Below are 14,838 nucleotides of genomic sequence, written 5' to 3'. Positions count from 1 at the left end.
TTATTACCTACTACCTATTAAGTTTTAAGTTAAAAAACAGCAACTGCTGCATATTTAACGATTAATATTAATGACTCGGCTTCCTGTGATAACGGGTAATTCAGCTAGATACAAATTATTCCCTATGGATTTAAATATCGCTCCTTGCATTTTGGGTGCTCCTTTTTCACTCCATATCATCAACGGACCCGACTCTTCTAAGGTAAAGCTAATATTGTTAGCTGCAACTGATTGTATTGTAACTGCTGCCGCAGGAAGGTATTTGTCAGTACGACCGATAACCGCCCACCCTTCTTTTTTGGGATAAAGTAAGAATAACTTAGCGTCAAAATTAGCGATTTGGGTCGAAAATTCTTTATCTAAATCCACCACAGTTTTGGTTTGATGATCATAAACTAACACCCCTTCTTTGGGAGCTGACCATGGTCCATTATTAGGCTGAAGTAGTTCACCAGCATGACCGTAGTCTTTCATAGTAAATCCACTGCTGAGGCTTTTGCCACTTTGTGTAAAATTAAACAAAGCAATGGCAGCTACACCATCTTGCATGGGCGCAACTACGCGAAACACTTGCTCATCACGAAAGGGGTGAATGAAGAAACTTTCAGGTAACAGGGTGGCAGGTGCAGCGGTTCGTAATAGTTTTCCATCTTCATAAGCAAAAGGGTAAAGTACTTCAGGTATAACCTTTGATGGTTCATCTGAAATATACACAGGCCCACCAGAAATCGCTCGAGCAATAGCCATTGAATTAACATCACGTTTGTCATGGGTGTGGAACATATCTAGATCCCCCCAAACGGTTTGCCCCATCCATAAATGATTAGCGAAACTTTGATAGGTATTGGACTTATTCTTATTCTTGTCAGTTTGATTGTAATCTGGACTTGAACGAGTAAGTGCACTGTGTTTTGTTTGCAGTGAATTAATATTCGGCTGTGCGATACAGTTTAAAAGAGGAATACCCATATTGTGAGTAGCATTTTCAAGGGCTTCGCTGTTGTAACGCATTGTAGCAACAGGATCTGGAGTGCCTTTATAATTGTCGAAAGTACGGGTGTGAAAATCAACTTTTACAAAATCAAAACCATTATTTTTAGTATTTGAGATCATCTTATCATAAAAAGCTTTTGCACCTTGTGGCGTGCCATTGGGTAACACAGTACCTTTGCGCTTGGTATTTTCCAAGAATGGTTTTATATCACTCATGGTATGTTCCTCAGAAACGCCAGTCATATAGCCGCCAAAATTTCTCCAAATACCCACCCATTTTATTTTCTTATCCTTCTTCAAATCCATAATGGGTTGCCAACCATGGGGGAATTTCTTTTTATCCACATCGAAACTCAACAGTTTGCCACCTTTGGCGTCCAAGTAGCCGTCGTCGACCATCACCCAGCGTATTGGAGCATCACTTTTTTCCAAAGTATGAAATGCATCAGAGATGACTTTTTCAGAAATGTTTTTCTTATAATGTTCCCAAGAGCACCAACCCAGATAACCATATGGTTCTTCCGGAAACCTTTTGTTGGCACGGGGCTGAGCAGCCACAAAGCCAGAATCAAACACTTGTTGCCAAACTGTTTCAGTTGCCTCGTATGGCGAGTTAGCAACCGCCCAAATCACTAGCGGTATTTTTCCTGAAACAGGATTGGTCCCAAAATTACCTGTTTTCAACCATAATTTTTCATTCTCAACAAAAAACTGGCCATAGACTTTTTCTGATGCCATAGGCAATAAGGCAAGATAACGGCCATTCTGTAATTCAAACAGTATGAATTGCCCTTGTTGTACATTGTTATGGTCTTTTCGTGTTACGGGTGGTTGATAGGCTTGTAATTCAGCAATGGATGTAAAGGCAACGGCTTCAACTCTATTACCTCGGGCAATACTACCTCTGGCCCCAATTTCCGAAAAAGGGCGATAATAAGCCCCCTGTTTAAACGCAGGCAGTTGCACCTCACGCACAAGTAACATTCCGGACTTATCGGGTTTGACCATTTCTAGATTTTCGACGATAAAACCTTTACTTTGATCAGTTATAACAATTGGCTTAGCCATTAAAACAGCACTATAAAAGGCCGCGATAAAGATAAATATTGTAATTAATTTCATGTGTTTACTTTCCAACTTCTATGTGAATTGTCTGTGAAAACACCTAACTAGTGCGTTTTATTGAGCCATTGATCCAATTGTGCTTCCAACTCTTTAACTTTATTGGGGTACAGCTTGGCGACATTAGTTTGTTCACCAATATCGGATAAAAGATTATACAGCTCAGTGGGCTCATCACTTTGGAAACGGATTAGTTTCCATTCTTTACTCAAAATGGCATCTGAAGGTTGATGACCACTGCCATGTACATGTGGATAAGTCCAAGCTAAAACACGATCCTCGTCAGAGTGAATTTTTCCCTCTAGAAGGGGTTTTAATGACTTTCCGTCAAGATGCTGCTTAGGTTTTAGTGGTAATCCAGCCAGGTCTAACAATGTTGGATACATGTCCATAGTGATTATTGGGTTGTTACTGGTAAAAGGTTGGATCTTGTCTTGCCAAGCGATAATTGTAGGAATGCGGATGCCACCTTCATAAGTCCAAGCTTTGCCAGAGCGCAATGGCGCATTACTAGTGGGTGTGTCCATACGTTTACGATGGGCAAGCCCACCATTGTCTGAGGTAAACACAATAATAGTATTTTTATATAGCCCTTTATTTTTCAGATGTGTAATAACTCGCCCGACATTAGTATCTAAGTTTTCCATCATGCCAGCATAGGCAGGATCTGACTGTTGGGTTTGTGCCAATGTATGGTATTTTTCTTCTATTAAAGCAGGTTTTTTGTCGCCATAGATTGCCCGTTTTTTGGCGGTGTATTTTTCGATTAAAGATTGAGGCGCTTGTATAGGCGTATGAACAGCGTAGTGCGCAAGCGTAAGAAAGAAAGGACGCTCACTTTGATTATCAATAAATTCTATCGCTTTGTCGGTAAGCGCATCAGTGAGGTAATCTCCATTTTTATAATTTTCCAAATCAGGCACATTGGAAGGGCGATTATCTTTGCCAAATGGATAGAAAAACGATGCCGGTTGTCCTGCACGGTTAACAGCTTTGGTGTATTCAAAACCTTGATATTGTGGTTGCACATTATCTGTTTTTCCTAAGTGCCACTTCCCTATGTAACCAGTGTAATAACCCGCATTTTGAAAAGCCTCACCAATAGTTTCTTCTGATAAAGGTAAGTGGGTAGTTTCTTTTGGTGAAATCCATTGAGTGATACCCACGCGTTGTGGGGCTTTACCTGTCATCAATGCTGCGCGGGTAGGTGAACACACCGGATTAGCAGAATAGGAATGTTTGAAATTAACCCCACTTACTGCCAACGCATCAATATTTGGTGTTTCATGAAAAGAAGAACCGTTGATACCAATATCAGTCCACCCTAAATCATCAATAAAGAAGATAAGCACATTAGGAGGCGTTTGTTGCGCCGCCATTAAACTTGTGTTCAAGGTAAATGCAGCTAATAACAGGCAATAGCAAAATAGTTTTTTCATAAGAATTCTCTTAATTTAGTTCTGAATAAAATGTATAAGAATATTTTCAACTGTCTTTATCACAGTTTATGAATATCTCGGCTGCAACAGGCTGAGTTTTCATAAGTTAACGAAGATTTTCATATAGGAAACATACGTCCCTAGCGAAACTAAAAAGACAAAAAAACTTATTATTGTCTTTTTTTTTTTTACTACATGATTGGGGTAAGCCAGATCGCTTGGCCGCCACCAGGGGCAAGCTTCATCTTAAGAGAATCCCCTTTTTTTACCTGAATAGTAGCAACGTCATAGGCTTCACGATTCGTTATATAATGACTATCTGTTGCGTCTGCGTATATTTTGGCTTGGTAAGTTTTATCTGGAGTAAGAAAGTCCAACTCAAGTGGTAACGTGCCACCGGCTTCATTAATTGCAGCGCCAATAAACCAATCTTCACCACTTCTTCTTGCTGTGATTATATGTTGGCTAATATCACTAGAAATGACTTTAGATTCATCCCAAGTAGCCGGCATTTTATTCAAGAACTCGAACAAATCTTTTTTACGTAAATACTCTTCTGGCGCGTCTGGAAAAATAATTAAACCTGAGAAAATAATCAACGAACGTGCAACTTCACTGGCTACAGTTGAATTAACATCAGCTCTGACATAATTTCGGCTTTGTTTTAAACCATTCAATTTAAAGAAACCGTTAGACATATCTAAAGGTCCTGCTAATGCATTCACATGTGCCATTTCCACAAAACCACTTGGTGTATAGGTTTCTTTTCCATCGGCTTGGGCATGAACCGCTTCACGGGTTACCCAATTTGGCCAGGTTCTTCGCATGCCGCTAGGCACAATGGGTTTATCATGAAAATTAATTAGTAGTTGGTGCTTAGCAGCTAACTCAACAATATTCAGGGTTTTTAAAACTTTTTCTTTACCGTTTAATTTCATAAAACCATATTTAACACCGGCAGCTCCCCAACTCGCCCAGGTTTCAAAAAGCTTATCTAAATCATTATTTTTACTGGCTTTATCATTGAGGTATAAAATAAAACCGATACCTTTTTCATTTGCTTGTTTGATTAAGGCTTTGATATTTAAACCATCAATTTCAGTAAATGGATCAGATTCAACGTCATGCTCAGGACCGTACCAGTTTGCATCTATCATTACATATTGCATATTATGTTCAGCGGCAAAATTTATCATACGACTAAGGGATTCATTATCTAACCCATAAGTATGCTCACCGTACTGTTCACCTCGTACGCGCCAATCCCAGAACGATTTTCCGGTATTAATCCAAGAAGTATCTTTGATTTGAGATTCAGGTGACAAATTGAGCAAAACTTGAGATGTGATGAGTTCGCCAGCAGTATCTGCAATTTGAATCACACGCCACGCAGTAGATGAAGGAGGGTTACTCATTACAATAGGTTCACTGACTACCGCCAATTGTGCGCTTCCCGCTACAGTTTCAAGTTGCATCATAGCCGTTTCAAAGCGACTCGCTTCTTGAATGGCTAATGCCGGTAAGTTTCCACTGGTTAAAGTCGTGGGTATTGCTAGTATTTCAGTGTTACTTTTTAAAATACTTTTTATTTTTTTTGTTGGCTTCATGCCGTTATAGCTCCACGAAGAGGCATCTTCTGCAAGCTTAAATTGGGTATCTTCTAGTAAAACTCTATTAGTAGACTTTTTAGGGCTGTCAAAAACATGCCTTAGGGCAACAGCATCATTAAAGATACGAAACTCTAGAGTACTAATAACCTCCTGAGTTTCTTTATTAATAAGCTTAAAACTTGCGGCATTATACTGGTTACGAGACTCCTTAAATTGCCCCCAAGGTAAAGACCAAGTTTCGTCAATTTTTTGTTCTGATATTAAAACCAAATCATGCTCTGCTTGCTGTTCTCCTTGCTGTATTTTTTGTGGCAGCATATTGACATTGGATGGTAAAAGTATCGCTTGACCATAAAAACTAACCGTATATTGCGGAGATGCACCTGTATCCCAAGAAACGACAAGGTTAATCCTCTTGTCTGGAGATGTAGCAAAGTAGCTTTCTTCCCTTGATTGCGTGCTTGATCTTGATTGTTTACTGAACCCTGAATCATCTGCAGAAATGGCATGAACAACATTTACTTGGCTATACGCTACTTGTGCAATGAAACAAGTAAATACGCTAACTGAAATACATTTTTTTATAATATTCAAAGTATCATCTCTACTTAAATTTCCATTTATTGTGTGTGTTAGCTAGCTAAAGCAACGTAAGGTAAACGTTTACCCTAAATAATTAAAAGATTTAACACTCCGTCATTACATAACGATTTAAACGATATCGAACTCAAGTAACTAACTTAACGAATATATACATATATTTACGCTTCATTAGTTGCAATATTTAGAGTTAAATTATTTGGTGCAAATCGCATATACTAACTAATAGATTATATATAAAACATCGTGATTAATGTAAAGTTTTTGTAAACATACGATCCATAGCCAAGTGGCGGCAAAATTTTACAACAGAAAATTAATGCCTATTTAACGACTAAGAGGTTGCGTTAATCAATCTCTATCATTGCCTGAATAAGCCTACTTTTTCACCACCACTTTACTGGGTTTATAGATAGTGACAGCCACATCATTTTTGCCAGTTTTACCGGGGGCTGTGTAACCATTATTCACAGCTTGTTCTAATTGCTTTTTAAGTTGCGCCACTATTTGTGGTTTTTGATTGTACAAATTAGTAGTTTCAGCGCGGTCTGTTTTCATGTTGTACAACTGCATTTCAGGCTTGTTGTCACCTCCAACACTCCAGCCACATGAACCTTTACAAGTTGCTAATTTCCAATCTCCCACTCGGACAGCTAAGTGACCTGATATTGAGGAAAAAATAGCAACGGGCTGAGTTTCTTCGTTAGAACCTTGTAGCGCAGGCAAAATTGAAAAGCTGTCGACTGCAGCATTTTTTGGCAAGGTGACATTTAATATATCTGCACTAGTGGCCAGTAAACTATTATGCACTACCGTCTTATCATAAGTGGTTCCAGCTTTAACCTGACCAGGCCAACGCACAATATAAGGTACTCTATGCCCTCCTTCCCATATATCGGCTTTATGCCCTCGTAAGTCGGCACTGGGATTATGACCAACAGCCAGTAACTGCTCTATTCTCGCTCCAGGCGATGTACCATTGTCTGTGGTAAATATAACCAGCGTATTGTCTGTCAGTTTGGCTTTATCTAAAGCATTTAAAATTCGCTGAACAGAATTGTCCGTTTCCATCACAAAGTCGCCATGTAAATTGATACCACTTTTACCAATCCAATTTTTACTGGGTACTACTGGACTATGGGGCGCGCTTAATGGCACGTATAAGAAAAACGGAGTGGTTTTTCGTGCCGGATCAGACACATAATTAACCGCTTTTTCGGTAATACGGTTTAACATTTCATCGGTATTTTCTAAGTTATAAGTCACGCGGTCTTGTTCGATCCAAGTGCCCATTTGCCTTGCGTGATGAAACCCTCAGTACTTATCAAAGCCACGTTCAATGGGACCACCTATTATTTGGGTGCCAACAGGCACTGCATCGTTATGCTTACCGCGACTTTTATCTATTTCAGTGCCTTTAGGTAATATATATTTAAAGCCAAGATGCCATTTCCCTGTCATGGCAGTGTCGTAACCTTGAGACTTTAGAAATTGTGCCACTGTTAAGGTTGCTGCGTCGATTAAAGGCTCATCTCCGACACTTATGCTGCCATCTGGTAATTTGCTAGATTTAGAACCCAAAACCCCCTTTTGTAAACGAGTTCGCCACGGATAACGCCCAGTCATTACCCCATATCGTGTTGGGGTGCATACAGCCGAAGCACTATGAGCGTCGGTAAACATCATGCCTTCTTGTGCCAAACGATCAATGGCCGGTGTATTAATTTTACTGTTCGGATTAAATGCAGATACGTCACCATATCCCTGATCGTCACTCATTATGAATATAATATTTGGCTTGTTTTCATCTGCATGAACTGCAGTAGGAGATAATATAAAACTAGATAAGAGTATGAAATTGGAAATACTTTTTAAAAACATTATTCGATTCCATTAATTTCGTATTTTAAAGTAATGATAATTGCCCTATAAACGGTCAGTAGTAGAAAGTTATAGGGCAGGTTTAAGGGATATTAATAATTAAGTGTCGCACCTTTCATGGGGGGATTTTTTTCGTTTTCCCACCATTCATTTGGTCCTTCTTTTTTGATGTTTTCCCAAGTGGCAATTAGTTTGGCTTTCATGACTTCGAATTTTTCAGGCATAGCCTTAGCAAGGTCATTCTTTTCTTGCCAATCTTTTTGAACATCAAACAACATAAATTTTGTCAAGGTATCGTTAGCCACAATTTTCCAATCTCCAACTCGCACCGCAACTCGATCTTCGGCAGAAGATACATGTGTTCGCCAAAATAATGGAGTGGTACGCTTAAGCTCTTTACCCTCCAATGCAGGTAAAAAGTTAACACCATCAATGGTGCGATCTTTGGGTGTGTTAATACTTGCTGCAGCCAATACCGTTGTAAAAATGTCAGAGCCTATAATAGGTGTATCACTTTCTGTACCCGCTTTAATATGACCAGGCCAGCGAACAATAAATGGCACTCTGATACCGCCTTCAAAGTCTGCGCGTTTACCACCTCTCAATCCCCCTGTGGTGCCGCCTTCACTTTTTACTGGGCCATTATCAGAAGTAAATATAATCAAGGTATTATCCCTAAGCCCTTCTTTATCGAGTGTTTTCATCAACTCGCCTAAGGCAAAATCCATTTGACTTATGTTGCCAAAATATTTCTTATTTTTAGCACTTTCATTTGGATAAAGTTCTGAAAATTTAATATCAGTCGCAATTGGCTTATGTGGTTCATGAAACCAAACCGACATAATAAATCGCTTAGATTTATCTCGGCCTTGTTCTATCCATTTAATTGCCTCATCAGCAACTAATGGTGCCGAGTATCCTTTAAGTTCGCCCACGGCTTTATTATTACGTATAAAATTATCAGGATTTTTGTGACTTGGACTGGCATTATTTTGCGTGGCAAACCAGTAATCAAAACCATGATCATTTGGCTGAGGGTATTCCGCATTATGAAATTGCTGTCTAGATAATAAATGCCATTTCCCAAAATGACCGGTTGTATAACCTGCTGCTTTGAATAATTTTGGATAGGCTATTTCACTGCTGCGTAAATGGGCTGAATGATTACCCGAAAGATGACGCCAAACTCCGTTACGATAGGGTGTTCTACCTGTGAGAATGGCTGAGCGAGAGGGTGAACAAACCCCAGCTGCTGAGTATCCTTGGGTAAACTTCACTCCTTGAGAGGCAAGTTTATCTAAGTTGGGGCTTTTAATGGTTTTATGCCCATAAGTCGCTGAATCTCCCCAGCCCATGTCATCTGCCATCACCACTATGATATTTGGCTGTGATGTGGCGGGTTGCGCAGCCGAACTAATGAAGTGGCATGCGCACAACACAATACCTGCTAGAGTCATTTTTTTCATATTCATTTACCTAATATTATTGTAGAGCTACATATAAAATAAGGGTCACCCTTAATCCAGCCAGCTACTGTTATTTCTATCTTCAGACTAAATACCAACGTCACCATTTAAAATTAAATCAACGAGGTTATAAGAATGATTTAAGTCACATGTAAAATAAATAATAATTTATATTTAAAACATCATTCTATATTGAAAACAAAAAAGATGACATAAAAAGCGATAATTTAAATATTATTTAACAAAGGACTTATTGACGACTGTAATAAGCGGTTGAACAGGTTTAAATAATTTTTAATTTCATTACATGTCGAAATTTTATATATTACACTTTCAATCATATATAAAACAATTAAAGCCTAGGGGACGTCGAAGTCAATGATGAAAAAATTTTACGCAAGATCCTTATTCGTGCTAACTATGGGCGCTTTGATTTGTGGTTGTGCCACAACCGCTAATATAGCAATTGATAATATAGATACTTGGCCTCAGGCAGCAGGGCCCAATCATTCATGGACAGCAGAAGGACCGCCTGCCGCTACCAAGTGGAGTGTTAGCCGTGATCAAAATATTTTATGGCGTACTTCACTGCCAAACGGCGGACAAAGTGGTATTACAGTATGGAAAGATCGACTGTTTTTGACCACATTTACCAAGGATGCTGGTGATGAAAAACTAATGAGTGCTGAAATAGAAGGCCACTGCGTGGATGCTAAAACAGGTAAAATCCTCTGGTCGGTACCTCTTCCGGGCTCAGTTAAAAGCCCGATGCTTTATGCTTATTCTGACTCAACTACCCCTACGCCTGTCACCGATGGTAACCTAGTTGTTTTCACTAATGCCAGTGGTGCCATGGCCGCTTTTGATTTTGAAGGCAAAGAAATTTGGAGTCGTCAATGGACTCCATGGGATCGCCCCGCTTATCCATTCAATAAACAGCATGAGCCTATTTTGTATAATGGTGTAGTGGTAAATGTTGAGCCTAGAGATGGCAACCCTGAAGAAGTATTTGGCTGGAACTATCTCCGTGGCATTGATATAAAAACAGGTAAAACTTTATGGCAAGCCGAAGACGGCACGACCACCTATACCACGTCAGTATTCGGTTTTGCACCAGACGGGCGCCCCGCTATTTTAACTGGACGGGGTGGGCATCATGGCGTACCAGAAAGGCCAATTGGCTTAAGTTTAGTTAGTCTTGCAGCAGGGGAAGAAGGCAAAACCATTTGGCGCTTTGAACCCAGAACAGGCGAGGATGGTAAACAATTACCCGAGGGCAAAGAGTTAGCTAATACCCATGCTTGGCAAGTACTTTGGGTGTTACATTGGAACAAACAACATGCCTATATGTTCAACCTAAACCCCACTGAGTCACATGTAGTTATCGACGCTACAAACGGAGAGATGTTGGCGAAAACATCTATGATTAACAATGTCGACTATCGCCCTTGGGACCCAATTACCAAGTCCCATAAGCTCTACAAAAACGTTAATATCCGCGATATAAAAGATTGGTCACCTCGGGTGAATGCAGGGCCAGACAATTTTATTAATGTTTATCCTGCTTGGCACAGCAACATAGTAGCAGCTGGTTATCATTATTTTCTTACCACCACGGCACATATGCGTAATCGCCGTGCACAGCCAAATGGCAAAGCGGGACCATCCCACTCCATGGCTCGTGTACATATCGAATCTGGTAAAACAGAATATTTAGAGTTGCCTGTCACTGTGATCCGCAAGCCAGATCAAGCAGATGAGTTTGTTTATGGAGTTGAAGTTAAAACCAGTACGCTTAACAGCCATGGACGAGATGTGGCTGGTAATGCTAGGTCTAAATCTGATGGTGCAAACTTTCCGGTTTTTTGGGGGAGTCCTACCAACATTAACGGCGTGTTGTATTTTCATACCATGCTTGGTATTACCTATGCAATTGACGCCGATGCGCCTGTATTAGATACATCAGCCTTATTAAGTGTGAATGATCTAGGACCTTCAGGTGAAACATGGAGTTTAAATTCTATTAGTTACGCTGATGGCAAAATTTATCATCGCAGTTTAAAAGAGCTAGTTGCTATTGGAGCAACGCCGTAATGCTTCAACAGGTTTGCTAATTCTTATTAATAACGAAACGTCGCCTCTTTCATTGACGGTTGCGTTTCGTTTTCCCAGCTAATTCTACTATCTTAAGTATTCATCAACTTTGGCAATAAAATTTTCATAACTCTTTTGGGTTTTTTCCATCAATGAGCTGATTTCCACTGCGTTTTCTTGTTTAGCCTGTTTTTCTACTTCAGTCAGAAGTTTATGTAACTCTGTAGCGCCAATATCTCCAGCAGAGCCCTTCAATGCATGGCTTTTTTTGCCTATTTTATCGAAATCCATATTTGTAACATACTTACTAAGTGATTCCATTTGAGCTGAAGATTTCTCATGAAATATAAGACAAATTTGTTTAAATAAATCTACATTATTCATTAGACGAACTAATGCGCTTTTTATGTCCCATACCTTAGGATCATACGCACTATCTTTGTTTATTTGCTCAACTTCCACAATCTTGTCTTCGCTGTTTTGGGAGACAGCAGCTGCTTGATAAATGGATAAGGTCCATTTAATAACTATGGTAATTAATGTCTCCATATGAATAGGTTTAGTTATATAATCGCTCATACCTGCATTCATACATTTTTTTCTTTCACCTAACATAGCGTTTGCCGTCATCGCAATTATGGGTATCTTTTTATATCTCGTTCCTGCCAAACCAGCCCTAATTTTTTCGCTAGTTTGATAACCATCTAAAATTGGCATTTGGCAGTCCATCAAAATACAATGAAATTCTATCCCCTCATTGCTTTTATTAAACAAAACTTCTAAAGCTTGTTTACCATTTCTTGCCCTAAATATATTGACAGGTAACTCTGATAATATACCACTTGCTACTTCTATATTAATTTCGTTGTCGTCGACTATTAATATGTTGGCACCTGTAATTTTATTTTTGTCGCCAGCAGTGTAAATAAGCGCAGATTCTACTTTGCTATTTACTAAGGGAAGAGTGGCACTCGTTTGCTCTTTGTGGACTACACATTTTTTAACAAATTCAGAGACTAAAATTGGTTTATTTAAAGGGACTACTTTGAAATGTTGCATCAAGGGAATAGGTTCGCCACTATTGAGTAAAACAGCAACTAAAGGTGCTTTTTTATTAACCTCAACCATCTTATGCCAGTTAGTGTCCAAAATAGTCAAGTAAGGAGAGTGTAAATCAATTAGCAGTAAATCTATTTGCTCACTTGGCGTACTTTTTTTATCTAAAAGCCAAGCTTCAATCCCTCTAGTTTTTATACAGTTAGCGGCAAAACTTTCGAGCATTCTATAAAGACAAGGACTCAACTCTGTAGAAGGTGTTATTACTTCGCAAAATTTATCCTCGAGTAATTTTTCTGGTGACGATAATTTACTATCAATACTTGGAATTTCTATATAAAAATTAAAGCTACTGCCCTGATCTTTTATTGAATCAAAAGTAATATCACCATTTAATAAATTGGTTAACTGCCGACAAATTGATAAGCCTAAACCTGTGCCCCCATATTTTGCGGCCACTTCAGTATCTTCTTGGGAGAATGCTTGAAAAAGTTTGTTCTTATTCGATTCAGCAATACCAACACCTGTATCACACACAGAACAACATAAACGCAGATTATTATCATCCGTTAATTCGCTGTAAGCTTTAACTTTAATATAGCCCGTATCAGTAAACTTAATTGCATTATTGATAAGGTTAGTTAAAACTTGTGAAAACCTATGGGGATCACTAACTATAGAATGACAGCGAAGATCTGTGATATCTACAATAAATTCCAGACCTTTTTCTTGAGCCTTGACCGCTAAGCTACAGCTTAAGCTTTCAATTAACTTAATTGGGTTGAAGGCCTTAAAATCTAAATCTAATTTACCAGCTTCAATTTTAGATAAATCCAGTATATCGTTAATTAACACGGCTAATGAGTTAACACTTACTCCTGTCATTTCTAAATAACGCTTTTGATCTTCAGTCAGAGGATCTTTTTGAATCAAACTAAGCGTCCCCATAATACCATTTAGTGGGGTTCGCATTTCATGACTGATATTTGAAATGAAAGCATTTTTTACTGTACTTGCTTTTTGTAATTCTGCCGTGCGCTGAGCTACTTTTTTCTCTAATTCAGAGTTCGCGAGTTTAACTTTCTCTTCTGCTTGGCGTTCAATAGTTTGATCTCTGACGATAATAGCCACACCAGTAAAACCTTGGTTATCTCCTACAATTGCCGATAATGATAAACTTAAATATGTGTTGTGCTTATTCCCATCAAACTTTACCGAACTGACTTCCTGACGAGTATTATTTTCCGACAAATTTTGTATATATTCTTGAATATTAATGTCTTCAAATAAGGATAGGGTCATAAGTGATTTATCTAAGGCATAATGCTCTTGATATTTGAAAATAGCCTCTGCACCTTTATTCCAACTGGTAATGATGCAATCGGAAGTGACACTAATAATAGCATTTTTTGAGCCCTGAATAATGGCGGCTGACAATGCTCTAGCTTCAGCTAATTGATTATTACGACGCATACTACGAGACAAGATAACCAGTACAACTAGCAAAATAATAGTGATCGCTAGTAAGAATGCATAAACAATTTTTCGGCGTTCCATTGCCAAATCGGATATCACTTGGCTAGGAGCTAGGATTCGAATACGAACAAATCCTTCTTCAGTATTTCCAGCCACTCTGACTGTTTTTTGATAGGCATAAAACGATATATTTTGATTGTCACTCCTAACCATTTTTGTAAAATCTTCACTGATAATTTCTTTAGTCTGGTATGTGGTTTGCCATTTTAATTCTGGAGCAAGATCTCGGCTAAATTTCTCTTTTTCATTGGGAGTCACCAAATAGTATCCTTGGTTATCAGTCAGTACTAATTGGAATTGTTTATCTATCATTGTGGTCAAAGATTGTAGAACTAGCTGAGCATTAATATTTAATATTAAAAAACCAAAACGTTCGGCTGTTTCTGAAAAAACGGGTAGTGAAATACGCAAAGTCGGGCGATAAGGAAACTGAATTTTGCCAAATTCTCGATTCAGGGAAAACTGCGACATATACAGCTCTCCATCAGCAAGTTTGGTACTTTGAGTAAAGTAATCTCTATCTTTTTTACTTTGTAAGTTTACTAAGTCAACTGCACTAATTTGTCCACTAATACGGTCCACTCTAATCAGCTCATCACCTTGATTACCCGCGCTAATTATTCGAGCTTGATCATATTCTTGATTATTCTTAATAAAAGCAATAAAAATGGTTTCTAAGCGATGGGCCCATTGTTGATAAGTTGTACTATCTTTTGCATCAAGTCCATTATTCTGCGCTGCACGCACTAAACCTGAGACAGGGGGGGTTGAATGTAAAAAATGAATATCCTGACGGTATTCAGTTAAACGCTCTTGCATTTGAGCATTAATTTGTTCAGCTTGATCACTTAACTGTTTTTTAACTTGTTCTCTGATAGATATATTTAGGTTTGCTTCAAAAATTATTATAATTAGTAAAACTACAATTATTATCGGTATAACCGCATACGCAAGCATATACCGCTTTAACTTTGATGTTGAAAAGGATGAATTTAATAACGTTGTAAACATTAACCTACCCAAGCATAAGTTTAGTAAAAG

6 protein-coding genes and 1 pseudogene are annotated in these 14,838 nt (G+C 38.6%); 1 reads left to right on the top strand and 6 read right to left on the bottom strand.

The window, feature by feature from the left end; translation table 11 throughout:
• Nucleotides 1-54: 54 nt before the first annotated feature.
• From GQR87_RS21675 to GQR87_RS21650, 5 genes and pseudogenes are all read right to left on the bottom strand, one after another.
• Nucleotides 55-2,115: a Sip1-related alpha-galactosidase gene (locus tag GQR87_RS21675; RefSeq protein WP_158972749.1), complete on the bottom strand. Its 2,061-nt coding sequence runs from the start codon at nt 2,113-2,115 to the stop codon at nt 55-57.
• 47 nt (nt 2,116-2,162) lie between these two features.
• Nucleotides 2,163-3,554 carry a sulfatase gene (locus GQR87_RS21670; RefSeq protein WP_158972748.1) on the bottom strand — a complete coding sequence of 464 codons (1,392 nt, stop codon included), beginning with the start codon at nt 3,552-3,554 and terminating at the stop codon, nt 2,163-2,165.
• Between the two features lie 191 nt (nt 3,555-3,745).
• The gene (locus GQR87_RS21665) at nt 3,746-5,758 is read right to left on the bottom strand and encodes a glycoside hydrolase family 97 protein (protein WP_233267358.1); all 2,013 of its coding nucleotides are present in this window, start codon (nt 5,756-5,758) and stop codon (nt 3,746-3,748) included.
• A gap of 384 nt (nt 5,759-6,142) precedes the next feature.
• Nucleotides 6,143-7,645: pseudogene (locus tag GQR87_RS22675) on the bottom strand (arylsulfatase).
• Between the two features lie 92 nt (nt 7,646-7,737).
• The gene (locus tag GQR87_RS21650) at nt 7,738-9,111 is read right to left on the bottom strand and encodes a sulfatase (RefSeq protein ID WP_199271658.1); all 1,374 of its coding nucleotides are present in this window, start codon (nt 9,109-9,111) and stop codon (nt 7,738-7,740) included.
• A gap of 378 nt (nt 9,112-9,489) precedes the next feature.
• On the opposite strand from GQR87_RS21650, the gene GQR87_RS21645 reads away from it, so the two are divergent.
• Nucleotides 9,490-11,205 carry a PQQ-binding-like beta-propeller repeat protein gene (locus GQR87_RS21645; protein ID WP_158972744.1) on the top strand — a complete coding sequence of 572 codons (1,716 nt, stop codon included), beginning with the start codon at nt 9,490-9,492 and terminating at the stop codon, nt 11,203-11,205.
• A gap of 87 nt (nt 11,206-11,292) precedes the next feature.
• Here GQR87_RS21645 and GQR87_RS21640 read toward each other — a convergent pair whose 3' ends face one another.
• A complete protein-coding gene (locus tag GQR87_RS21640; RefSeq protein ID WP_158972743.1) occupies nt 11,293-14,808 on the bottom strand; it encodes an ATP-binding protein in 3,516 nt (1,171 codons plus the stop codon).
• Nucleotides 14,809-14,838: the final 30 nt, after the last annotated feature.

The organism is Paraglaciecola sp. L3A3, from assembly GCF_009796765.1.
GTDB lineage: Bacteria > Pseudomonadota > Gammaproteobacteria > Enterobacterales > Alteromonadaceae > Paraglaciecola.
Note: the sequence above shows the minus strand (reverse complement) of the source record. Positions and strands in the feature narration are given on the sequence as shown.

Excerpts from the sequence above, each read along its gene's own strand:
- GQR87_RS21675 (WP_158972749.1), bottom strand. The coding sequence starts at position 2,115 with ATGAAATTAATTACAATATTTATCTTTATCGCGGCCTTTTATAGTGCT.
- GQR87_RS21670 (WP_158972748.1), bottom strand. The coding sequence starts at position 3,554 with ATGAAAAAACTATTTTGCTATTGCCTGTTATTAGCTGCATTTACCTTG.
- GQR87_RS21650 (WP_199271658.1), bottom strand. The coding sequence starts at position 9,111 with ATGAAAAAAATGACTCTAGCAGGTATTGTGTTGTGCGCATGCCACTTC.
- GQR87_RS21645 (WP_158972744.1), top strand. The coding sequence starts at position 9,490 with ATGATGAAAAAATTTTACGCAAGATCCTTATTCGTGCTAACTATGGGC.
- GQR87_RS21640 (WP_158972743.1), bottom strand. The coding sequence starts at position 14,808 with ATGTTTACAACGTTATTAAATTCATCCTTTTCAACATCAAAGTTAAAG.